Raw genomic sequence first — 23,768 nt, 5'->3', positions numbered from 1 at the left:
ACAAGGCCTAGTAAACAAGGTCCAGCAATCAAGCTCTATTAGATTGCTGTATGTTTCTCGTTAGCCAGGTTGCCCTGTGAGTTGATAGCACTGTAATTGATTCCATTTTTGAATGGTGTTTTTTTGATGTTGATTGTACCAAGTTGAATTGCTCAAGCTGTTTAGCTCTGTGCGTACTTTAGTCACTATTGAATCATCTGTGTCTGGGTTAAAAGCAGCCCAAAGCGGGCTGGCAAATTTTTCAACTGAAAAATTGTAAGTCAGAGCGTTATTTCGATAGCCATTTCTACACAGTGTACCTTCTGCTAAGAAGGCCGTCAGTGGAATATAATCCACTCTACCGGCAAACAACATCTTGATACTAATAAGGTAGTGCGGCACAGAAGAAACCAGCTTTTTAGGGAATAAAAGCTCATTAAACACATGGTTCTCAAGATTACTGCCAGACTGTACGGCGAGTACTTTGTTGGCCTTGATTAAGTCTTGCCAATTTTGCAAAGCGTTATTTTTGTTATTACCTAGGCTATCAGATAAAGAAAAGATAGCTTGCTCATAGGGAGAAACCTGCGCTAGCCATTTAAATTTATTTTCACGCTTATCTGTTCTTGATAATGAGAAGAAGAGGGCATTTTTCTCATAAGACGCAATTTGAACGGCCCTTTTCCAGGGAAAAAATTCAACTTGGCTCAATTCTATTTTGTGTTTGGATTTAAGTATGGGTCTGAGTTTATTGAATAAATCCACCACATAGCCTTTAGGTTTTTCACCTTGGTATTGTAGTGGCTCAAATTGAGAACTGATTAAACGTATCTTAGTGGTTTCAGCAAAACTGAAACTGGTGCTGCTCAAGGTAAAGATAGTGACAAAAATAGAATGCTTCATGACTATGATTCTACCGAGTTAAGGAGAAGAAACTACTCCCCCTTAACATCTTTAAACATTAATCTTTTAGGGCTTTCTTCATTTTTTGAAGGTTGATCTTGCGCTGAATCTTACGCTGCTTTTTTTCTTCTGCTGTAGCCGCTGCTTTGAGCGCTTTTTTATCTAATTTAGGGGCTTTTTTCTTTTTACTCTTAGTCGCGGGAGAGCGTACTTTGGTTTTAGCTTCTAGGCCCTCAATGCGACCAAACTTGATAGGAGATTGCATATAACGTTGAATCTTCTCCATCATGGCAAGATCTGTGCTGTCGATAAGAGAGATGCAGGTGCCTTCATTGCCATCACGAGAGGCACGGCCAGCACGGTGAACATAAGAATCAGATTTTTGAGGTAAACGCAGGTTAATCACAGTATTGATTTCTGGTAGATCTATTCCTCGAGCCGCGACATCCGTTGCAACTAAGACTTGTAAGCGGCCTTTTTGCATTTGTTTCATATGCTCGCTACGATCGCCTTGTTTCATCACACCATGTAAACCACTGCACATGATGTGTAATGCGCGGATTTTATTCACCCAAACATCCACATGGTCGCGATTTGAAACAAAAAGCAGTGCTTGTTGAACGCCTTCTTGTTTTAACAGGTGCTTAACAATGGCTTCTTTATGGGCGTCATCATCAACGCGATAAGCGATTTGTTTGATTTGAGAAGGGATAGTGCGGGTTGAATCATTAATCTGAATAGCTTCAGGAGTTTGTTTAAAAATTTTATCGGCTAACTGACCTAGTTTATCGCCATCCAAGGTTGCAGATAACATGGCAGTTTGACGCTCTTTTGGTAGCTCTTTCACTAAGGCTGTGATGGTATCAGCAAACCCCATGTCTAACATGCGATCGGCTTCATCAATGACAAAGTAGCTGACATCGGATAAATCTAGCCATTGCTTATCGTCTAACTCTTTTAAACGTCCAGGGGTTGCGACTAAAATGTCACAATCTTCACTCAGTTGTTGCTGTTGCATACCATAAGGCGTTCCCCCAACAATCAGCTGTGGCTGGATGCGGGTATGGATTAATAACTCTTTGACAAGATTAAAAATTTGACGCGCTAACTCACGTGTTGGTGCCAAAATGAGGGCTTTAGGTGCGTTAGTGGAAGCCTCGTCTCTATCCAGAATATGTTGTACTGCAGGTGCGCAAAAAGACAGGGTTTTACCTGTGCCTGTTGGTGCGCTTGCTAGTAAATCTTCCCCATCCATTAGCACAGGAATTCCTTGGGTTTGGATTTCTGTCGGCTCTTTAAAGCCAAGTTGAATAATGGCTTGTTCAATGGTTGGATCTAATTCTAATTCTGAAAAGGACATTAACGGTCTCTATACTGGTTAACTGTGTAAATATGGCTGCGGATAATACCCTGTTTCTTTCGCTAAATCAGCATGTCTGAAGTAAATGAGAGGCAAATGCCAGCTCAGAGAGGGTTAATTTTATAAAACCCGAATTTTACTCGAAAGAATGTTAGACCCTTGTGGGTTAAATCCACTAAAATGCCCTCATAATTAATCGAGGTAATGAAATGCAACACTCTGATGAGTTGGTATCTAAGCAAACACTAGAATGGGTGAAATCTTTTATCGTGGCGCTTAATGTGTGTCCCTTTGCGAAAAGAGAAATGGAAAGGGAGTCTATTAGACTGTCCATTGTGCGTTCTAAAAAAGTCAATGTCGCCCTTGAAGAGTTAATGACAGAGATCGCATGGCTAGATGACAATCCAGAGACAGAAACCAGTCTTGTTGTGTTTCCCACTATGTTTAGTGATTTTCATAGTTATTTAGACCTTGTCGCTATGCTTGAAGACCTTATGTTTGAACAAGGGTGTGAAGGTGTGTACCAAGTGGCAAGCTTCCACCCAGACTATTGCTTTGACGGGGTGGAACAAGATGATGTGTCTAATTACACCAATCGATCGCCTTACCCTATGATTCATTTGTTACGTGAGGACAGTGTTGAAAAGGCCATCGCGTTTTATGGCGATACCAGCACTATCCCTGATGACAATATTCAATTAATGGAAGACATGGGTCTGGCGAAAGTCGAGAAAATTTTACAATCCTGCATCAATATTGAGCACCAAGAATAACTTGCAGAATTCTATTTAATAACATTATTGCCGGAGTATTCATGGCTGCAACAATTGGTCGTCAACAAAGATTGACCGTAATAAGAGAAAAAGATTTTGGTATGTATTTAGATGCACACCAATTTGGTGATGTTTTACTGCCAAAGCGTTATGTACCTGCTGGCACGAAAGTAGGTGATGAACTTGAGGTATTTATTTACCTTGATTCTGAAGACGAGCTTATTGCTACAACATTAGAGCCTAAAGCACAGGTGGGCGAATTTGCCGCATTAACTTGTGTTGCTAATAATCGAGTGGGTGCCTTTTTTGACTGGGGCTTGCCAAAAGATTTATTGGTACCTTTTAGCCAGCAAAAAAACACGATAGAAGAGGGTGAAACTCACCTTATGTTTATCTATCTAGATCAGAATACTAATCGTTTGGTTGGTACGACTCGAGTGGATGCCTTACTTAATCGTGAAGAACCTCCTTATCGAGCGGGTGAAAAGGTTCAGGCGATTATTGGCGATAAAACAAACATTGGCTTCAAATGTGTTATTGATAACCGTTTTTGGGGCGTGTTATTTTTTGAAGACGCTTTTCGTCAATTGCGTAAAGGTGAGAAGGTAACAGCTTTTATCAAGCGTGTTCGAGACGATGGTAAAATTGATATCAGCCTACAAGAAGTTGGCTATAAGAAGGTGACGGGCATTTTAGGTGACATTCTTCAATACCTAGATGATCACAATGGTGAGATGCCCATTACCGATAAAAGCAGCCCTGAAGCGATTTATGCTGTGTTTAAGGTTAGTAAAGCGACTTTTAAAAAGGCATTAGGTGCACTTTATAAGGATAAGAAAATATCACTGACTAAAGAAAAGGTAACTAAGCTTTAACACCGTTTTAAACAAATAAAAAAGGCTATGTTGTGATGACATAGCCTTTTTTATTAGCAGTGTTCCGTCCTGAAATAGGTTTTCAACTAGCTTTTGTGATTATACTCATCAAGTGCCAGCTCAAGATTACTCGCCGTATCCACTAATACCGCCTTTGATTGAATTATGTCATTCATATTTTGTAGGCAAGATTCTGATTTATCTTGAATCTGTTTAATGTCTTCATACATTCTGTCTGATGACTCTCGCTGGGCAAGGGCAGAGTGGGCGCTATCACTATTCAGCTCTGCAAGATCTTGAATTAAGGACGTCATTTGAGTGAGTTTGTCTTTTGAGTTATTAACGTTGTCAGAAATATGATTGACTTCTTTGGCACCGTTTTCTACCTTCTCAACGAGTTTTACTGACGTTTTTTCAAGGTTGTCTATCATGCTTTGAATTTCAACAGTTGCTTCTTGTGTTCTTACGGATAAACCGCGAACCTCATCAGCGACGACTGCAAAGCCACGCCCCGCTTCGCCTGCACGTGCCGCTTCAATGGCGGCATTTAAAGCAAGTAAATTAGTTTGCTCAGAAATACCATTAATAACATCTAAAACTGATTTGACTTCGTGGGAGGTGGCTCTTAATTCATTACTGGCTTTAGAGGAGCTTTCCATCTCAATACTAAGGGATGACATAAGGCTAATCAGTTCGCTTGATTGACTATTCACTTGTTGCATATTGGCATTAAGGTCTTGGGCAACTTCATCCGCTTTTTCAGAGTACTGTGCTGCATTGTTCGCTTTTTGTGTCGATTCTAAAACGGCGTCACTACAACGAACTAATTCTTCGTGTTGACCTGCTAGGTGCTTCTGGGAGGAGTTTGATAAGCGGTCAATTTCCATGGTTTGATTGGTTACTTGTTTGGATGCAATGGAAACAGATTCAATCAGCTTAACTAATTTGGTTATCGTGCTATCCACTGCGGCGCCAATGAGGCCAAACGCATCACTACCTGAAAAACCAATGCGTTGTTTAAGGTCACCGGCCTCAATTAATTGCATCACACGAATAATGTGTTTGAGCAATGGCATAATATTTTGAGCAATCGAGATAGCCAATAAAAAGATAAAGACTAGGCTTGCTCCAGAGATCAGTACCAGGCTGATGCTAGAAAGCCCATCATACGAAATTTGGTTTTCTTCAAGCACGGTATATAAAGCATGGTGTTGATAGAGTTGGAACAAGGTTAATAGCAGAGCACATACTGTTGGAAGTAAGAATTTAGTTTCTAAACTAATGTTCATTAAAATGCGATCACGCCACCCAATTTTTACGTCAGCCATAGTATTTTCAACCTGTTTTTATTCATTATGTTGGGTAATTTATGGCTTAAAGCGCTGTTAAAAGGCTTAAAAAACCATTCGATTACTCTAAATTTACCTGTGCGATATATCAATGAAATAAGCGCAACTTTCGGTCTAATTGTTTCATTATATGAATATTAAAACAAATGATTCATATCGTGATCTATTAAATTATCGCCAACACAAAAAGTATCTAATTGTTCTGGTTAAGGTTAGTGAGCAAATTTAACAGTGCTGTTTGGCTGGTACTGGCATCGGCATTTTTAATGATCAGATCCATTAAAAGTGTTTGGATTGGCAGCTTGATTGCTTTTTTTGCAGCATCTCTAATAAGGTAACCAGAAATATAATCAATTTCGGTTTGTTTATTCCCCGTCACATCTTGCAGCATTGAAGAGCGATTGTTGGCGGTATTTTTTGCGACAAGATCTATGTTCAACGCTAAGGCTTTTTCATCAAAGTCATACGTTGCAAAATAGTGAGTGACTTCATCGCGACATGCCTGATAGAGGTTTGCTAAATCATGGTTAAGTAGTGTGCCATTAGTGACTTTTAAACAGGCCGTTAAAGGATTAATTACCGCGTTAATGGCAAGTTTTGTTAATAGCTTCTCTGCTATCGTTTTATCAAAGAAGTGGTCTAGTGGGGCAGGTGGTAGACGTGATGAGTCAAAACTACCGATATAGATTTGTCCTGGGCCTGTCTTTTTAATTTTATTATCAGTCAGCTTTAATGCGCCTTCACTGGTTGTGCCAACAAACAAGGATTGGCTTGCGTGTTTTATGCGATTAAGGCTTTGTTGCGCTCCCATGCCATTGCATAGGGTAATGAGGTTAGCCGTGTCACTAAACCTGTGTTTATGGGTTTGATAAGCATTGATTAAATCAAAGGATTTTGTGCAAAACACAATGTGATCAAATTGCTTTTTAACATTGTTATTGCTATCAGCCTCTTGATATTGAGCAAGCTCACAAAGCGGGTAACCTTTTGCTGCCTGATTATCTTCTTCAACAGTGAGATGTTTTAAAGGCGTTGGGCGTCTGTGTAAAAGGCACACATTGAGCTTAAGATCAGTCAATTTAGCATACCAAAGTAAACCTATGGCACCAGCACCGATAATAAGCCAGCTCTCTTTGTTATTTGTTGGGCTAGTCGTCAATCCTAATAATCCTATATAAATCACTGTATTTTAAATACTTTACTGGTATTATCGCCGCAATTAATAAGATTTAAAATGACAGGAGTGAAAAATGCCTTCTTTTGATGTAGTAAATGAGTTGGATTGGCACGAAGTGTCAAATGCCGTTGACCAAGCTAACCGTGAACTTGGCACACGTTATGACTTTAAAGGGGTTGATGCGAAATTTGTTGTCAAAGACAAATCCATTGTAATGGAAGCGCAATTTGAACCACAGCTTCAACAAATGTTTGAGATGCTTTTCCAAAAAATGGTTAAGCGTGGCATTGACCTTAAAACCCTTGAAAGAGGTGATGCGACATTAGGCAATATGCGTGTCTCTCAGCCAATTACGGTTAAAGAGGGCATAGATGCCCCTGCAGCCAAAAAAATGGTTAAAATGATCAAAGACGCAAAGATTAAAGTTCAAGCTCAAATCCAAGGTGAGCAATTGCGTGTAACAGGTAAAAAACGTGATGATCTGCAACAGGTTATGGCCTTACTAAAAGGGGCCGATTTAGAAGTGCCTGTGCAGTTTACTAACTTTAGGGACTAGATATTTCTAAAGGTATAAAAAAACGCCCCAACTGGGGCGTTTTTTTATACCTAGATTTTTAATTTTTATGCCAGGGTTTTTATATTAGGACTTAATTAGGGCGCTATCGATCAGGGTTTATCAGAAAATAGCTTGGTTAGGTTAGGCTTTTTTAATTTTTTGACCTTTTATCAACCAACCTTCTGCTTCAAGTAAGGTTTTTTGGCGGATATAGGCGTCAGAATCTTGCTCAAATGCAATTTCATAATTAGATTTAACCACTCTAAACCAAGGAAGCTCGGTATCTTTGGGTAGCATCTTTAAGATTCTTCCCACTTGTCTTGCATAATTAGCTTGCCCAGATCGTTTTGCTAGACCACCATAGGTAATTAGTTCTCCTTTTGGTATATGGTGCAATTGGGTGAAAAGAACCAATTTAAACTGCTCCATAGCTTGATTACTCATGGTTAGACCCTACATAGAACTAAAGATTATTTAAAAGAAGGTATATATGCGAATTGCTCTGATTGTTTTTATCTTGTTTCCCATCATTGAGATGATGTTGCTGATTGAGGTGGGAAGTCAAATTGGTACCCTAACCACAATTGCTTTGGTTTTCTTGACCGCAATTCTTGGGGTTAACCTTATCAGAAAACAAGGTGCTCAAACCATGCTTAGAGCACAAAATAAAATCAGACAAGGTGCCTTGCCTGCAAATGAAATGTTGGAAGGTTTGATGCTAGGTTTTGCTGGCGTTTGTTTATTAGTACCAGGTTTTGTCTCAGATGCGATCGGTGGCTTGCTTTTATTACCCATGTTCAGGAAAAGTATTGCAGCCATATTTTTGGTTAAATTTATTAGTAGTCGTGTCAATATGCATGCAGCATGGAACCGTAACGGTTCGGCTTTTAATCAAGAGGGTGAAACCTTCGAGGGTGAATTTACTAGTGAAGACAAAGACCTATTAGATAAAAAATAATTTAAAAAAAGGGGTTGAAAAGTATATCGCCAGCCTCATTAACACAATAGTGAAAAATTCCTGTCTCTAGGCAGGTTAAACAAGCCAAGGTTACTTGGTATTGATTTGATTTAATATTGGAGATAAAGATCAATGAATATTCGTCCGTTACACGATCGTGTTGTTGTCCGCCGTAAAGAAGAAGAAACAACAACAGCGTCAGGTATCGTATTACCAGGTTCTGCAACTGAAAAACCAACACAAGGTGAAATTGTTGCAGTGGGTACTGGCCGTATTCAGGCAAATGGTGAAGTTGCTGCATTGGCTGTTAGCGTTGGTGAAACAGTTGTATTTGGTCAGTACTCAGGTCAAACCATCAAGCTAGATGGTGAAGAGCTTTTGATCATGAAAGAAGAAGAAATCTACGGCATTATCGGCTAATTTTTTAAGCCCTTTACGTCAATAAAAAAATAAACGAATTTTAGGAAATTAAAATGTCTGCTAAAGAAGTTAAGTTTAGTGATAGCGCTCGCCAACAAATGCTTAAAGGCGTCAATGTATTGGCTGATGCGGTAAAAGTTACCCTTGGACCAAAAGGTCGTAACGTCGTAATTGAAAAATCTTTCGGTGCGCCTCTAGTAACTAAAGACGGTGTATCTGTCGCGAAAGAAATCGAATTAGAAAACCGCTTTGAGAACATGGGTGCTCAAATGGTTAAAGAAGTGGCTTCACAAGCTAACGATGTTGCAGGTGACGGAACAACAACAGCAACTGTGCTAGCTCAAGCGCTAGTAACTGAAGGTCTTAAGTCTGTTGCTGCGGGTCGTAACCCAATGGATCTTAAGCGTGGTATCGATAAAGCAACTCAAGCTGTTGTAGCGCAAATCGCGTCACAATCTCAACCATGTGCTGATACTACAGCAGTAGAGCAGGTTGGTACTATCTCTGCTAACTCTGATTCAAGTGTGGGTAAAATCATTGCAGAAGCAATGGAGCGCGTTGGTAAAGAAGGCGTTATCACTGTAGAAGAAGGCTCTGGCTTTGATGATGAGCTAGATGTTGTAGAAGGTATGCAGTTCGACCGTGGTTACCTGTCTCCTTACTTCATTAACAACCAAGAAACTATGAGTGCTGATTTGGAAAACCCATTCATCCTTATGGTTGATAAGAAAATCACAAACATTCGTGATCTATTGCCTATCTTAGAAGGCGTTGCTAAAGCATCTCGTCCTCTATTGATCGTTGCAGAAGATGTTGAAGGCGAAGCGCTAGCAACACTTGTTGTAAACAGCATGCGCGGTATCGTTAAAGTGGCTGCAGTTAAAGCACCTGGCTTTGGTGATCGTCGTAAAGCAATGCTACAAGACATCGCTATCCTAACCGGTGGTGAAGTGATTTCTGAAGAAGTAGGCATGAGCTTAGAAACTGCGACTCTAGAGCAACTAGGTACCGCTAAGCGTGTTACTTTGACTAAAGAAAGCACAACAATCGTTGATGGTGCTGGTGATGAAGCGACGATTCAAGGTCGTGTTGCTCAGATCCGTGCTGAAATTGAAGGTTCTTCTTCTGAATATGATAAAGAGAAACTTCAAGAGCGTGTTGCTAAACTTGCTGGTGGCGTTGCTGTTATCAAGATTGGTGCTGCGACTGAAATTGCAATGAAAGAGAAAAAAGCACGTGTTGATGATGCGCTTCACGCAACACGCGCTGCGGTTGAAGAAGGTGTTGTTGCCGGTGGTGGTGTTGCCCTAGTTCGCGCACTTTCAACAGTGGCTGCTATCGAAACTGACAACGAAGACCAAGACGTGGGTGTTCAACTTGCACTTCGCGCAATGGAAGCACCTATGCGTCAAATCGCAACAAACGCAGGTGATGAAGCCTCTGTTGTTGTTGATAAAGTTAAACAAGGTGAAGGTAACTATGGTTACAACGCTGCAACAGGTAGCTACGGCGATATGCTTGAAATGGGTATTCTAGATCCAGCGAAAGTAACCCGTTCAGCACTTCAAGCTGCATCTTCTGTTGCGGGTCTTATGATCACGACTGAAGCTATGATTGCTGATATCCCGAAAGAAGAAGCTGCTGCTATGCCTGATATGGGCGGCATGGGCGGCATGGGTGGTATGGGCGGCATGATGTAATTCATCCTCCCAGTTAGCTATCTGAGAAAGGCCTCGCAATTAGTTGCGGGGCCTTTTTTTGTGATAAGTGCTTGTTCCGTCAGTTATGTGTGGGAGTAGGTGATGCTTATAGGTTATCCAAGCGACAGCATGGCCCTTACCCATGCTGCAATCAGCTTATGACGAAGAAAAAAGAGTTGAATATCAATCATGTTGTAAAGCGTTACAAAGGCGCAAGGGACAAAATGGATAACTGTGTTCTTGCTCCCAAATTGTCATAGAATATTAATAGTAATTGGCTATTAGGTCTGTAGGGGGGGATTTAAAACTATAATCGTGTTTTTATAGTAAAAAACTATTGTTTTTAAAGTTTATAGTGGGTAGCTCATGTTTGATTCGAAAAGATTGCATGAGATATTAATCTATTTTAATGATAAGAATCTTAAGAAATTAGTTAATGGCTCAAATATTGATATGTTTGCTTTCGAGTTCGCTTTTGAGAATGATTTAGTGCATTCTAACTCTTATTCTCCAGTCGCTACTGGATTGAAAACCTATCAATTTCCAGTTTTAACTACTAAGTGAAATGAAGAGATTATGTCTTTCCAACACAGTCAGAAAGTCCATATCAAATTTCAGAAGTTTATTATGAAGTTTTGGGGATTTATGGCTATTTGTTGTGTAATTTTGTTGTTTATTTTCGAGTATATAACTGGAGTTGTTGCCAATATAGTTTCGATTATTAACTAGTTTTATTGTGATATTATAAATTAGTACGACTTATTAGTTACCGGCCAAATATATTGGCTAATAAAGGCTTGAGCTATATGCAGGGAAACTCGCATGTACAGTTCTTAGGGGAGGGGGGCAACAATAACATAGATTTTAAAACTATAACTCTACCCATTTAAACGAAAGCCTGAATAGTGATATTCAGATTATTTATTGGCTGTTTATCAATATCTAATAGTACTTTCGTTATGTTTTAATTGTGGACAAGTAAAGCTACTTTTCTGCTAAGCTAATACCTTCTATGATACAATAGCAGACATTAGTCTTAGTGCATCTAGCGACAAGTGATCAGGCAAACTGGATGTAATGATAATAATTTTTCTAGCAGTTTATAGTTCTAATATTAGATAAAGCTAATTTTACCTTAGTATATAAATTGACTTCAAGGTGTATCTTTATAAGAGTTTTCTTGAAAGATTAGATAGCCATATAATCATGGATATTCAGTAACCCTATAACAGTTCTACTATGTTTTGATTGTATCAAGGCCGGTTTGTTTTTTTAATGTAACAGCAATTGCCGGAGGAAATACTAACCAAAAACCTGAAGCAGGCATTAAAAGCACACCTAAAGTTGTTAACAATAACAAGGCAATTCCAAATGATTTAGGTATTACTAATGAATCATTTTTTTCAATTACGGCTATTAGGATAGCGAGAGTGAATAAAAGAAAACCAAAAAATAAAAACCAAACAGCTAAGCCTGATTTTTCAGCGCTGACAGCATTAAACATCCCGCTTTGAATTATCACTCTGTATGTTTCACTATAAAGCATCATTGCAACAGCAGTATGACCAACTGCTACAAAAATAATCCACTTACTAATCCAATTCTTCATATTAATTCCATCGTTTATAACAGCTTAATAAATACGCAGCACTTATATTAGTCGGGGGTAGTTTTCAGCAAATAATTTTAAGTACATATAAGCAAATGGCTCTACTTTTAATGCTTTTGAGTTTAAGTTTGACGTCTCATTATTTGATTTGATTAAATAATCACCAAAACTTACTAATTTCGTCTGCTGTTTTCTGAGTGTTTTCACTAGCTCCTTCACCAGCTACAAAAGTGATATCTCGCAACGAAAGCTTTCGCCCATCACTTGCCTTAACAGAAACCTGCTCAAGTGGTTGTTTACTTTCCATATCCACAACGATTAACGGCTCTTTTCCTTCACCAAAAATCCATTTATCACCCCATTGCCCAAGTGCAATAATTGCTGGAAATAAAGCAAAGCCTTTTTCAGTCAAGCAGTATTCAAAACGACTAGAGCCAAGGCCAACTGGTCGCTTTTCGATAATTTCATGTTTTTGTAGGTGTTCAAGTCGCTGAGTTAAAATATTCTTAGCAATACCAATACTTTTAACGAAGGCTGAAAAAGTTTTCACACCATAAAAAGCATCTCGAATGATCATTATTGACCACTTATCTCCTACAGCTTCAGCAGCTTGTGCCCAACTACAATTAAAATGTTCTAAAGATTTTCTTTTCATTGGGTGAGTTTATAGCATCCTAATTTAGATGCCTAGACAAATATTTAATCAGAATTACTTCAAGTGGTTTACAAGGCAGTTTAGTGTTAATTTACTACTTTTTTCATAGTCACCAAAGTAGATTCTGTAATGATCAATCTCTGGTATTACATGGTACACCGTCAATATCCCTCTTTGTTTTAATATGTTATGAGCTGCAAAACTATTTTCTTGTTTATTAAGCATATGTCCATTTTCAGCAGCTATAAACAAGCTTGGTACTTTTATTCTTTTAAGCTGAGTCATTGGTTTGTATTGTAAAAAAATCAGCTGATTTCATGCTGCCGTTTAAATTGGGAAGCTTATCTAAACCTTTATGGATAGAGTCAATTTTGCCTAATGCTATTACGGATGTTCGAATATTGGCTAATGCAGCCATTTTTCCTTTAGCAGCGGGAAATGCTGCTACTTGAGTTACTATCGTTTTTATTCGACTGTCATTTGTCGCGTTACTGACAACAACACCAGCGCCAAAACCAATATTATTAACATCAGCGTTAGGTTCTCCTACTAGGCAGTCAACTGTCGAACGAACGTTTTGAACCCAATCAACAGGGTCTAATCAGGGATTTACCTTTTTGAGGTGCGTCTTACCATCAGTAGTTTGTTTAACAATATTTCCCCAACTACTATGTGAGAACGTAATTACAATAAGCTATTTTCAGCAAACTTTGCAGCATAGCTTGCAGCGGAGATTTAGTCATCACCCTAACCATGGCTGGTGAAAATTGCTGGTCGTAAGTATTCTTTGGTTAACCCCTTAGGTAGATAAATGTCACCATCTAATGCTCTGCCATCACTCCAAATAGTTATTTTTTGCTGTCTAGCATCAACCGGTAGAACTAACTCAGAATACGCTGCTGTGCCTGAGCAAAACTTTGCTGCAAGCTACTAATAATTATAGTAAAGGCCAAAATAAATAGTTCTATGTACGAATTTATTGATTTGAACATATCTTCTCCGGTTGATTTTTTGTACTAAATTTAACTATTTAGGTTGCATAATAAAACCATAAGTTGTCTAATGGTTTTAAATTAACACATCCGCTTATGGATTTTTTTAGCAAATAGCGGTATCAACTGAGCCTAGATAGAATGAAATTTTTAAGCCATTTAATTGCAGTCACCACTTTATTCGCGCTGCCTGTGCAAGCGTTAGAAGTCGATATTTTTGTTTCTGAACCAGCGGAAATCAATACGACTTCAGCGATTATCAAAGGAAAAGCGGAAATGATGGTTGTATCAGCTCAGCCAAATATTTCTGCGGCAAATCGTTTGGCCGACACCATTGAAGAAACGGGATTAACATTGAAATACATCTTTGTGACACATGCTCATTTAGATCACTTTCAAGGAGCTGTCATATTACTCAAACGCTTTCCAAATGCTGAATTTATTGCTACACCCAAAGTGGCTAATATGATTGAAGCTAGAATTGAGTTAAGTGATGACTTGGCTCGTTCACGATATGGCGATAATGCCGCAGTGCCTTCGATTCCCGCCACACCTTACAGCAAAAATATAATACTTATTGATGGTGAAACCGTTGAAATAAAGCATGGCTTTATTGGGGATGCGGCTTTAGGTGAGGCAGATGAAGAGCATACTGTGCTGTATGTACCTTCTGCTCATACACTTATTCCAAGTGATATTGTTTATTTTGATGCTCATATGATGATGGGCGGGTCAACCGTTGAATCTAGAAAGGTATGGATTAACCAATTACATAAGTGGATAAAAGACGATTATAGCCTTGTTGTTCCAGGCCATATGCCTAAAACATCTGTCCCCAATCTAACTGCACATGGTGCACTTAGCCATAGTATTAATTACATCACCGCTTACGACCAAGTGATAGCACAAAGCAATAGTGCAGAACAAGTGATAGAAAAAATGAAAGAACAATTTCCAGTAAAGCATGAATCAGCCTTACTGATTGGTACTTTCATGAATTTTAAGGTCATGCATAGATTGTTGTTTAACCCGACCGTAGAATTCATTTTTTCAGTTCTACCTGACTCGCTCGCTTCATGGATTGACGAAAAAATTTATGAAAGTAAAAGCGAAGAGTGGAACCAAGAATTAGCCCATTAAATACTAGAATTTGAGCGTCGCAAGTATCAGGGGGGGGGGCTAATAGCGACGTAAAAAATATAATTTTAATAATAGGGAGTTTACGATGTCATTTACTTACTTCAATAACAAATTAACCCGAGAAAACGCCAACGAATACATTAATGACGCCTAAATTCAGATAATAAGTGCGACACTGCAAATCAGGTGTAGAAGAAGCCAACTGCTGACGTTGGTACACTTCTTCTTACCACAGAACAAAGCAGTACTAACATGAATTATTAGCAGTTGACCGAAGGCAAAAGATATCAGATTTCAGTGCTTTTAGAACGAAAAATATCCGTCTCTGAAATAGCTGACATCATTAAATGCCACAGAGCCACGATTTATCGTGAATTAAAACGAAACACAAAGGCAAAATGGTATTGCCCTGACAAAGCGCATAAAGCATGTTTGATAAGAAGAAAATACTCAACTAAGTATCGAATTACATCAAAGGTGATTGAGTATATTCCTATTTTAATTAAGCTCGACTGGAGCCCTGAGCAAGTGTCGAATGTTTTAAAAAGGTGTGGTGTCTCAGTCAGTCATGAGTGGATTTATCAATATAATCATGAAAATAAAATAAACAAAGGGATGCTCTTCCGTCATTTAAGGCAAGGTAGAAAACGTTATCGTAAAGGGAAACGAAGAAAAGCGTAAGCGATCAAAAATGCAGTCACCATAGATGAACGCCCAGCAATTGTAGAGACAAAGAAGCGTTTTGGGGGTTGGGAGATAGACACGGTTTTAGGCAAACACGGTACGGGCTCTATTGTTACCTTACTAGAGAGAAATACACGTTTTTACCTGATAAAGAAAGTGGACTCAAAGTCAGCCAAAGATGTGACTCAAGCCACAATAGAATTATTGGAACCTTATAAAGATCACGTCCATACCATCACTGAAGATAATGGTTGAGAGTTTGCGTATCATGCAGAGATAGCCAAAGCATTAGATGCGAAGGTGTATTTTGCTCATCTATACAGTTCTTGGGAACGTGGAGCTAATGAAAATAGTAACGGCCTTCTAAGGCAATATGTTCCTAAAGGCATTGACTTAAGATGTGTGACGGAAGAAAGAATTAACTTCGCTATGGATCGAATAAACTATCGACCGAGAAAGTGTTTAGGGTTCAAGCAGCCCGCTGTGGTTTTTAAAGAACTATGTTTGGCTGCTTGAAATAAAAAGTGTCGCACTTCGGACTTGAATTCGGGAGTAAGTTAATTATTAAAGTTTTTTGAACAAATTTTTCCAATGTTATGGTGAAAAAATAGCTTATACACAAGATTCGTAATTACTCACTTTTATTTAGGTGAATACACTATCTAAAAACTTAGCGGCTTATTCACAGTAAGCCTTATAAGGTTAAAACGAATTGCAGAGTGGTCCTTATGTGGCCTAATTTACTGAACTTTCCCGTTGCCATGTGAATACTTGAGGTCATTGTTACCTCTATGTACATAGCTACTGAGTTGTGTCATCAACTAAATGACGCACAAGTAGACACAATTATAGTTTTCGAAAGCGTATTACCGACACTGGATACTTTCAGCGTAAATACGGTACCACAATTATTGGTGGCTCTGGCGATCTTAAGCTATTTGAGTCGGGGAAAAATGATCAGTTATGCCCGACAAACTTGATGGCAAAAAATGCGTCACAGCTAGGGTCAAAATGTTACATACCCAGCCTTAACTCCAGATATCCTAGTTAATAAAAAGCAGTCGTTAAAAGCATTTATTGGTATTGAAGATGATATCACTCAAATCGCAACTCACACGATAGCTCATTAGTAGTTGTTATAGGTCAATAGGCTTTCATCGGTGATTTATTAAGGGGGAGTATTTTTAATAATGGTAACGCAGCAATACATTTATGCCATCTCATATGCATAAAATCAAACGAATCTCATTAACCGAATTTAACAATTATTAATCACTTATAAACAACAAAAATATACTGGCAAGTAAAGAAGGAAAATATAATGGAACATGCTCAAAACAAACCAGCTTTAGACGAGAAAATATTTAACCAAATTATTGTACTGGCTATAAATGCTGCGTTATTCGCCGAAGTAATGTTCCTGCTCGTACAAGGTGTAATACTATTTTCAGGCGCACCTATATATTTTCATTAGTCATTTTTATATTGGTAGATAGCATTGTCGACCAACGGTTGCATTCAGGCATGTGCCTTTCAATGTCAAATAAACCGCTCATTTTTAATTTTTCAAATAGTTTGTTAACCGCTATATGTGCTTCACTTTTACTCGCCATTACAAGCACAAATTTGATAAATACTGAGCCGAACAAGCTAGCTCACAATACGGAGAAAGAGAAGTAATGTATCCAGTCCTACGTTTATTTAAAACCCTATTCCAAGCAAAACATAGAAGCAAACTTAGTTTTTTAGAAAAAAGCACGATTAAATTTCGCTGTCACCCTTGGGACATAGATATGTTTGGTGAAATGAATAACGGACGTGCCCTCACATTATTCGATTTGGGCCGCATGGATTTAGCGATAAGAGTCAACTTAATGCCCACTGTTCGAAAAGAAAAGTGGGGGCTTGCTGTAGCAGGCAGTTCAGTGAGATACCGCAAACGAATCAAGTTATTTGACAAAATCGTCATGCGTTCACAGTTAGTGGCTTATGACGATAAGTGGTTCTATTTCGAACAGTCTATGTGGGTTGGAGAGACTGCTTGCTCTTCAGTACTTATTAGAGGAGGAATAACCAGTAAAGACGGGCTTCAATCACCTAAAAATGTACTAAAAACGACCGGTCTACAACACGAAGCGCCAACAACACCATTATGGGTACAAGACTGGATAGACTCAGAAGTACATCGCCCTTGGCCACCATCAACAAACAATAATCAATAAAATGAAAGTTTGAATGAATTGTAAACCATCAAGAAATCCATTATTAAAGTTATAGAAAGCTGCAGAAAATTCAAATATTAGTCGTTAGTTAATCAGTAAAGCCGTGTTAAATCATATCAGCACCGTTCATGCTATTGCGATGTGCAATGCCGCAGAGCTTGCAGGTGGAACTTGCTTAGATGTTTCGTTAATCGCAGGTTTTCACTGGATCCCTGTTGGAATGGCAGTGCAATACTTAAAAATGGCAAGAACAGACTTAACAGCCATTGGTAAAATAGAACACTTTGATTGGAAAGAAACTCAGGGCGTAATCATGCCAGTTGGTGTATATGATACTAACGGAGTAGAGGCATTTCATGTCGACATTACTATGAGAGTCTCGCCAAGAAAAAAAGCTGATGTCGATTTACCGAAAATTGCAGCTATTGGCTATTGGCTATAGGGTCGCTAAAAAACAATCTTATTTAAGTAAGGTTTTATTGTACTGTGTGGGAAAGAACTATAAAAAAGGGACTTAATTTCAAATACTCTTATGAATAGCTTTAAAAATAACTATTTCCCACATTATTGAAGAGGTTTTCTATGAATATCTTTATTGTTTTAGCTCATCCAGAGCCTAATCACTCTTTCAACGCAGCTATGATACGACGCTCCATTGAGGCGTTGGAATCAGAATGATACGAAGTCAAAGTATCTGATCTATATCAGATGAACTTTAATCCAGTGGCTTCTGGAGAGGGTTTTACTGAACGTCGTTTCCCTGAGCGTATACAGTATGACCGCGAGCAAAAGTTCGCGGTGCAAAAAGATCAAGTGGCCCCAGATATTGCGAAGAATTGGAAAAGCTGGCATGGCGTGACGTCCTTATTTTTCAGTTTCCACTATATTTGTTTTCGATACCGACCATCATGAAAGGATGGGTAGACCGTGCCTTTGTGAGCTCCGTTATCTATGGTGCCGGTAAGCGTTATGAAAAAGGTGGTCTAAAAGGCAAAAAGGCCATGGTCGTAACTAGCTGCGGAGGCTACGAAAGTATGTTTAAGGCAGATGGATTATTGGGGGATTTGAATGTCGCCCTTTGGCATATCCACAACGGTATATTTCATTATACAGGGTGCGAAGTGTTGCCCCCTTATGTCGCTTACTCTCCAACCTATTATAGTCAGGAACAATGTGTTCAATACCTTGATTACTACTCTGATAGGTTGAAGAGCCTAGAAAGTGAGAAACCTTTGGATTTCCACTACACCCATGAATTTGATGAGAACTTTAAGCTCAAAAAAGAGATAGAGCCACGTAGTACAGGTCATCGGCGTGATTGAGAGTAATATATAGCAATTCTCGCAAGTGCTTTTGACAAATCAATGTGTGTTAACACTCATTGATTTGTCATGAGTGATTAATTACTTCTATTGAGTGAATCTGGCTTTTTGAATCCCTGTTATTTCCTAGGAATGGTCGGTTGTTCGGCTAATATCACTTTTTGTACCCAGTCCTAAAGACGTTTTTGCATCTTCCTTTTAGATATTCAACCAACTTAATCAACATGTTAAAAGGTTACTGGCCACTTCCGCTAATCTGAAAAACTTCTTAATGTTTTTTGCCTGAGCGTAAAAGAAATATCTCTAAACGTAATGTCTGCTTCATTTAAATTTGAGTTGCAATATGAAACCATACAGGTAACATTTAGCCATGACTAGGATTAATTTTTCAGAAAAACCATGCTCTTTCGCCCAATGTCTTTCTGCTGTTGGAGATATATGGTCTTTCCTAATAGTCAGAGATGCAATGTCTGGATTATCACGCTATTCAGAGTTTGAGAAAAGTCTAGGGGTTGCTAAAAATATCCTAAGAAACAGACTTAATAAGCTAGTAAGCTCCGGCATATTCGAAAAAATGCAGGTGGGTATCCATGGTAGTCGGTTTGAATACAAATTAACGTCAAGTGGTAAAGATCTATTTCCAATGATGGTTGCTATCTACCAATGGTCAGAGAAATGGGTACCAGAAGAACATCGAAGTCAATTTAAGATTTATGATTCATTCTCTATGCAACCAATATCAGTCGTTGAAGTCTTTGATAAGAGCTGGAAGCCTCTTCAATACGACGATATTTTGAGCTTACCTAAGTAAAGCAATTTAATTAGGTAAAACTATCAATGTCTCTTATTTTTTGTGTACCTATACAGCCAAAAAGTTAAGTGAAATTTTATAGGCCACAATAGCAAAGTGGCCCATTCAAAACGCTAACTTTAATAAGCTAGGTTCTTTGTTTCTTGCCTATCAAACTAATCAAACTGTCTACGATAAATCGCCTGATTGTGACGGGTATAAACTTTTTAAAACCCGAAAGACGTTTAACTCTATCTGCTCCAATAAAATCACTAATAGCCATCTCATCCCAATAGGGTTCCATCATTGTTACCATTTTTGCATCGGCAGGAACACCACTAGCGTCTGCTGTTCTATTTAGCTGTTCAAAATTTGCAATAGTGCCTGTAGCATCAACAAACCCCTCAGGACCGACTGCGTCAATCAATTCACGTCTAGCAAACTTTAAAGCCTCATCATCTTTGCCTTTTAACGCATCGGTGTAGGCAAGTAATTCAGCACCAGCGGGGACTTTGCTGTCTTGAGCTTCAACACCGCTTTTGAGACTCGTGATATTGACATTACCTAGGCTGGTAGCCTGTGCACTTAGCTTTAACAACATGGTGTGCGCATTGGTACAATAAAAGCACTCATTTAAAATACCAACTCTTGCGGCCACATATTCTAGTTGAACACGAGTTAAGGTACGACCTTCTTTGAAGTTCATTAAGCTTTTCAAAGGGATAAAATGTGCGGCAGTTAATATTCGACTTTCACGCAACATTTCCGGTACGTAGCTTAATGCACGAGACACATTGCCTGGTTGAGCGTCCCACAAGTCATCGTTAGGTGATGCAGGCTGATCTTTGTTTATCATAGGAACAAAGGCTTCACTTAAAGTCACATCTACAGGTACCAACTTTGTTGGTTTGCCATCTTCTGGTTCTATATCTAATGAATGCTTAGGTATGCCAAACCCGCGATTGGCAGTATCCATGCTCTTGATACATACGGCAATTCCGAAAGCCTCCACAAAATGGCCGATATCCAAACCAGCTTGCTCTACTTTATCTATATCAGTCTGAGTTATACGGCCCACATCACGAATGATTCTGTGGACAAGGTCAAGTATGACCGGATGTAAATTAACTTCTTGTGCTTGTTCTATTCCTAGATGTGAGCCAGTCACAGAGTGGATACTCAACGCAGTGGCCCTCTTGCTGCAAAATTCACACGATTCTGCATTCCTCGCAGCTTGAGCAATCACAATTCTCTGCTTTGCATTCCACCAGGTTCCAGGCATCTTCAACTTCGTTAAAAAGTAAGCATGAGCGTCAATAATATCTGACCGAATATTGACAACAGCATTGTTCATATTCTTTCGGACATTGCTCAAAATGACCGTGTCAGTGATATTATTTGCTGCGCTAGGGGGAGATTTTTTTTTATTAACACTCATAGTTACTTCCAATTTGGTTTCATTATGAAACTATATTGGAATTGGTTTCATAATGCAACCATCCAAAGACTTTGATGATCTATAGGGAATTATATTAAGAAGTGCCTTATTGAGCGGTTTTAAATTTAGTTTATTTAGTAAAGAAGAAATTATGTTTCATGACTTATTTTAATTGAGTGACTTCTGGAGCTTCTCAATAATATCCTACTCACAATTTCCGTCGCTGGTGAACGTTAGCTTCAATATTTTCGATTCAAAATATGAAGAGGTTAATGTCCGTTATAGGCCCTAAGTAACTCAAAAGTTAATATCAACAATTGGCTAAAAGCCGTCCTTCGAGATAGCTTTTTGTATCTAATGTATGTCTATATTGGTATCTATGCAGGCAATGAATCTGTAATAGTGGTGAACTACGATTTTTTTCAACTACCTAATTAAGCTCATTGTTCGATCGTGGTATAATGTAGTTTATCTACTTTGTATGTTTTGTTTTTTAACTAATCATTATAGATGTGGGCGGCATGATGTAAGAGCTAATACTCTTACTTTGTCACTCTAAGCCTTAATAAAGGTTATTAAATCATGTTGCGTTGATGAGGTGGTTTGAGATGGCGTGGTAATTTATTAAGGCCTAGTGAATCTTTCATCTTAAAAAATAGCCCTATAAAGCACTATCTTGTCTTACTGGCCTGCGCAATAAAATCTTGTAAGTAGCTAATCTGTTGCTCATCTTTTCGAATGCCGACAAATATCTGTTTCTTGATCCCATCTTGCCCAAAGCGAATGCTCTTGATAGGCATGGATTTAGCGTATTCATCCACTAACCAGCCTGGAAGGGCGCAAACACCACGGCCTGCTGCCACCATTTGTAACATTATTTCAGTTGTCTCAATGTACTTGTGTTTTTTCACTGTGCACTTTGCAGGGCTAAGAAACTGACTGAAAACATCGAGCCTTTCTGGTTCAACCGGATAGCTAAACAAGACTTCTTGGGCGAGTTGGTTAGGGGTGACAAATGCTTGAGTGGAAAGTGTGTGAGACTCACACACGACAAGCCTGTGCTCATAGTCAAAGACGGGGATGTATTCTATTGTGGGTTTATAAAGTGGGTCTGGTGTAATAAGTACATCGATTTCGTAACTTAATAATGCACCTAACGCACCAAATTGAAATGCTTGTTTCACATCCATGTCTATGTCTGGCCACTCTTCTAGATAGGGCTGTATTACTCTTAATAGCCATTGATAACAAGGGTGGCACTCCATGCCAATGCGAAGGGCGCCAGCTTCTCCCTTGGCAATTTGATTGAGTAGTAACTCTGTATGCGAAAATTGAGGTAAGACTCTATTGGCTAGGGTTTGGACTCTTTCACCAGCGGTTGTTAGGCGAAGGTTGCGGCCATCTTTTTTCCAAATGGAGGTGCCTATTTGGCCTTCTAGCTTTTTAATACTGTGGCTCAATGCTGATTGGGATAAATGTAATGAATCCGCTGCTTTTGTGAGCGTGCCATGCTCTTTTATTGCGGTTAGTATTTCTAGGTGGATTCTTTCCAGCACTTGTAGGCTCCAATTTATCATTTATATGAGTAAAACTCATTGATTCTAAAATACTATCATTTCTATTCATCTATTAGTGCTTTTACTTCTTTGAGTCGAGAGTGTAATAGGAGGCACAAATGTGAAGCGTTCTTTGAAGTGGAATATTTTGAGATGGCCTCTATTAAGAGTTGACTGTCAGTGTGTTCTTTCAAGATAAATCGACTCTATGAAAAGGACGGCTTAATTTTTTAAAGCCGAGCCCTTAAGAGTATCTTTATTAGTCTCTAGATAGAATCTCTTTTCTAATTATGTCTGTACCTGCTCTTAGTGCATTTAATTTATCTCTAGCAACTTGTCGGGATAAAGGTGCCATGCCGCAATTTGTAGAAGGGTAGAGCTTGTCAGCATCAACATAGTTAAGTGCTGTTCTAAGTGTGTTGGCGACTTCTTCAGGTGTTTCTATAACATTGGTTGCTACATCAATGACGCCGACCATGACTTTTTTACCGCGGATCAGTTCAAGTAGTTCAAGCGGGACACGTGAGTTGTGACATTCTAATGAAATGATATCAATTGCAGATCGCTGAAGTTTAGGAAATACTGCTTCATATTGTCGCCACTCTGTTCCCAGTGTTTTTTTCCAATCCGTGTTGGCTTTGATGCCGTAGCCATAGCAAATATGTACAGCGGTCTCACATTTAAGTCCTTCAATTGCTTTCTCTAAACAAGCAATTCCCCAATCATTAACCTCATCAAAAAAGACATTAAATGCAGGCTCATCAAATTGAATGATATCCACGCCAGCCGCTTCTAACTCTTTCGCTTCTTGATTGAGGATCTTTGCAAACTCCCAAGCAAGTTTTTCACGGCTATGATAATGATCATCATACAGGGTATCTATCATTGTCATGGGCCCAGGTAACGCCCATTTAATAGGTTTTTGGGTTTGCTTGCGTAAAAGCTTTGCATCTTCAACGAAAACGGAAGTTGGCCTTGAAACAGCGCCAATGACAGATGGAACACTGGCGTCATAGCGGTCACGGATTTTAACTGTTTTGCGTTGGTTAAAATCAACCCCTGATAAATGCTCGATAAAGGTGGTGACAAAATGTTGGCGAGTTTGTTCGCCATCACTAACAATATCCATGCCTGCTTGGTGCTGTTCGCCTAATGAAATACTTAGTGCATCTTGTTTGCCTTCAATCAACCTTGTGCCTTCTAGTAGCCAAGGTGACCAAAGGGTCTCTGGCTGTGTTAGCCAGGCGGGTTTAGGTAAACTACCTGCTGTTGAGGTGGGGAGAAGTGGTGTTGTGTTTGTTTTCATAATT

At 38.9% G+C, this 23,768-nt stretch carries 24 protein-coding genes and 1 pseudogene; 14 read left to right on the top strand and 11 right to left on the bottom strand.

Annotation, left to right across the window (positions count from 1 at the left end; genetic code table 11):
- Positions 1-60: 60 nt before the first annotated feature.
- Together MED121_RS23815 and MED121_RS16405 are read right to left on the bottom strand one after the other, a co-directional pair.
- The gene (locus MED121_RS23815; RefSeq protein ID WP_009834854.1) at positions 61-882 is read right to left on the bottom strand and encodes an ABC transporter substrate-binding protein; all 822 of its coding nucleotides are present in this window, start codon (positions 880-882) and stop codon (positions 61-63) included.
- 58 nt (positions 883-940) lie between these two features.
- Positions 941-2,242, bottom strand: coding sequence for a DEAD/DEAH box helicase (locus MED121_RS16405; RefSeq protein ID WP_009834853.1), 1,302 nt, complete (start codon positions 2,240-2,242; stop codon positions 941-943).
- Positions 2,243-2,451: 209 nt separating this feature from the next.
- On the opposite strand from MED121_RS16405, the gene MED121_RS16400 reads away from it, so the two are divergent.
- Both MED121_RS16400 and MED121_RS16395 read left to right on the top strand, forming a co-directional pair.
- Complete coding sequence (locus MED121_RS16400) at positions 2,452-3,015, top strand: DUF1415 domain-containing protein (RefSeq protein ID WP_009834852.1); 564 nt, start codon at positions 2,452-2,454, stop codon at positions 3,013-3,015.
- Between the two features lie 41 nt (positions 3,016-3,056).
- Positions 3,057-3,890, top strand: a complete 834-nt coding sequence (locus tag MED121_RS16395) for a S1-like domain-containing RNA-binding protein (protein WP_009834851.1) — start codon at positions 3,057-3,059, stop codon at positions 3,888-3,890.
- 86 nt (positions 3,891-3,976) lie between these two features.
- On the opposite strand, the gene MED121_RS16390 is transcribed toward MED121_RS16395, so the two are convergent.
- Both MED121_RS16390 and MED121_RS16385 read right to left on the bottom strand, forming a co-directional pair.
- Positions 3,977-5,218: a methyl-accepting chemotaxis protein gene (locus MED121_RS16390; protein ID WP_009834850.1), complete on the bottom strand. Its 1,242-nt coding sequence runs from the start codon at positions 5,216-5,218 to the stop codon at positions 3,977-3,979.
- Between the two features lie 214 nt (positions 5,219-5,432).
- A complete protein-coding gene (locus MED121_RS16385) occupies positions 5,433-6,398 on the bottom strand; it encodes a 2-dehydropantoate 2-reductase (RefSeq protein WP_036180949.1) in 966 nt (321 codons plus the stop codon).
- A gap of 91 nt (positions 6,399-6,489) precedes the next feature.
- Here MED121_RS16385 and MED121_RS16380 point away from each other — a divergent pair, with 91 nt between their 5' ends.
- On the top strand, positions 6,490-6,972 hold the full coding sequence (locus MED121_RS16380; RefSeq protein WP_009834848.1) for a YajQ family cyclic di-GMP-binding protein: 483 nt from the start codon (positions 6,490-6,492) through the stop codon (positions 6,970-6,972).
- A 141-nt stretch (positions 6,973-7,113) separates the two neighbouring features.
- Here MED121_RS16380 and MED121_RS16375 read toward each other — a convergent pair whose 3' ends face one another.
- A complete protein-coding gene (locus MED121_RS16375) occupies positions 7,114-7,416 on the bottom strand; it encodes an MGMT family protein (protein ID WP_009834847.1) in 303 nt (100 codons plus the stop codon).
- 46 nt (positions 7,417-7,462) lie between these two features.
- On the opposite strand from MED121_RS16375, the gene MED121_RS16370 reads away from it, so the two are divergent.
- From MED121_RS16370 to groL, 3 genes are all read left to right on the top strand, one after another.
- Positions 7,463-7,930, top strand: coding sequence for an FxsA family protein (locus tag MED121_RS16370; RefSeq protein ID WP_009834846.1), 468 nt, complete (start codon positions 7,463-7,465; stop codon positions 7,928-7,930).
- Positions 7,931-8,062: 132 nt separating this feature from the next.
- Positions 8,063-8,350 (top strand): co-chaperone GroES, encoded by a 288-nt coding sequence (locus MED121_RS16365; RefSeq protein WP_009834845.1) that lies wholly within the window; start codon positions 8,063-8,065, stop codon positions 8,348-8,350.
- Positions 8,351-8,403: 53 nt separating this feature from the next.
- Positions 8,404-10,050 (top strand): chaperonin GroEL, encoded by a 1,647-nt coding sequence (groL, locus tag MED121_RS16360; RefSeq protein WP_009834844.1) that lies wholly within the window; start codon positions 8,404-8,406, stop codon positions 10,048-10,050.
- A 1,237-nt stretch (positions 10,051-11,287) separates the two neighbouring features.
- Here the strand turns inward: groL and MED121_RS16350 are convergent.
- From MED121_RS16350 to MED121_RS24535, 3 genes are all read right to left on the bottom strand, one after another.
- The gene (locus MED121_RS16350; RefSeq protein WP_009834842.1) at positions 11,288-11,659 is read right to left on the bottom strand and encodes a DUF6463 family protein; all 372 of its coding nucleotides are present in this window, start codon (positions 11,657-11,659) and stop codon (positions 11,288-11,290) included.
- 160 nt (positions 11,660-11,819) lie between these two features.
- Entirely contained in the window at positions 11,820-12,314 is a 495-nt protein-coding gene (locus tag MED121_RS16345; RefSeq protein ID WP_009834841.1) for a helix-turn-helix domain-containing protein, read from the bottom strand.
- Between the two features lie 271 nt (positions 12,315-12,585).
- On the bottom strand, positions 12,586-12,732 hold the full coding sequence (locus MED121_RS24535; protein WP_009834839.1) for a hypothetical protein: 147 nt from the start codon (positions 12,730-12,732) through the stop codon (positions 12,586-12,588).
- Positions 12,733-13,125: 393 nt separating this feature from the next.
- On the opposite strand from MED121_RS24535, the gene MED121_RS24755 reads away from it, so the two are divergent.
- The 8 genes and pseudogenes from MED121_RS24755 to MED121_RS16320 all read left to right on the top strand — a co-directional run bounded on the left by MED121_RS24755 (position 13,126) and on the right by MED121_RS16320 (position 19,485).
- A complete protein-coding gene (locus tag MED121_RS24755; protein ID WP_278043831.1) occupies positions 13,126-13,248 on the top strand; it encodes a hypothetical protein in 123 nt (40 codons plus the stop codon).
- 199 nt (positions 13,249-13,447) lie between these two features.
- Positions 13,448-14,446: an MBL fold metallo-hydrolase gene (locus MED121_RS16340; protein ID WP_009834838.1), complete on the top strand. Its 999-nt coding sequence runs from the start codon at positions 13,448-13,450 to the stop codon at positions 14,444-14,446.
- A gap of 267 nt (positions 14,447-14,713) precedes the next feature.
- A pseudogene (locus tag MED121_RS24100) lies at positions 14,714-15,646 on the top strand (IS30 family transposase).
- A gap of 805 nt (positions 15,647-16,451) precedes the next feature.
- Positions 16,452-16,604, top strand: a complete 153-nt coding sequence (locus MED121_RS24450) for a hypothetical protein (RefSeq protein WP_009834834.1) — start codon at positions 16,452-16,454, stop codon at positions 16,602-16,604.
- 205 nt (positions 16,605-16,809) lie between these two features.
- The gene (locus MED121_RS16335) at positions 16,810-17,352 is read left to right on the top strand and encodes an acyl-CoA thioesterase (RefSeq protein WP_009834832.1); all 543 of its coding nucleotides are present in this window, start codon (positions 16,810-16,812) and stop codon (positions 17,350-17,352) included.
- A 103-nt stretch (positions 17,353-17,455) separates the two neighbouring features.
- Positions 17,456-17,794 carry a DUF4442 domain-containing protein gene (locus MED121_RS16330; RefSeq protein ID WP_009834831.1) on the top strand — a complete coding sequence of 113 codons (339 nt, stop codon included), beginning with the start codon at positions 17,456-17,458 and terminating at the stop codon, positions 17,792-17,794.
- Between the two features lie 394 nt (positions 17,795-18,188).
- Entirely contained in the window at positions 18,189-18,674 is a 486-nt protein-coding gene (locus MED121_RS23805; protein ID WP_083789407.1) for an NAD(P)H-dependent oxidoreductase, read from the top strand.
- A 370-nt stretch (positions 18,675-19,044) separates the two neighbouring features.
- Positions 19,045-19,485, top strand: coding sequence for a helix-turn-helix domain-containing protein (locus MED121_RS16320; protein WP_009834828.1), 441 nt, complete (start codon positions 19,045-19,047; stop codon positions 19,483-19,485).
- Positions 19,486-19,612: 127 nt separating this feature from the next.
- Here the strand turns inward: MED121_RS16320 and MED121_RS16315 are convergent, their stop codons facing one another.
- The 3 genes from MED121_RS16315 to MED121_RS16305 form a co-directional block, all read right to left on the bottom strand.
- Entirely contained in the window at positions 19,613-20,902 is a 1,290-nt protein-coding gene (locus MED121_RS16315; protein WP_009834827.1) for an alkylhydroperoxidase-related (seleno)protein, read from the bottom strand.
- A gap of 671 nt (positions 20,903-21,573) precedes the next feature.
- Positions 21,574-22,458 carry a LysR family transcriptional regulator gene (locus MED121_RS16310; RefSeq protein ID WP_036180945.1) on the bottom strand — a complete coding sequence of 295 codons (885 nt, stop codon included), beginning with the start codon at positions 22,456-22,458 and terminating at the stop codon, positions 21,574-21,576.
- A gap of 259 nt (positions 22,459-22,717) precedes the next feature.
- Positions 22,718-23,764, bottom strand: a complete 1,047-nt coding sequence (locus MED121_RS16305; RefSeq protein WP_009834825.1) for a methionine synthase — start codon at positions 23,762-23,764, stop codon at positions 22,718-22,720.
- Positions 23,765-23,768 lie beyond the last annotated feature (4 nt).

Origin of the sequence: Marinomonas sp. MED121 (assembly GCF_000153025.1) — a bacterium.
Taxonomy (GTDB): Bacteria; Pseudomonadota; Gammaproteobacteria; order Pseudomonadales; family Marinomonadaceae; genus Marinomonas.
Note: the sequence above shows the minus strand (reverse complement) of the source record. Positions and strands in the feature narration are given on the sequence as shown.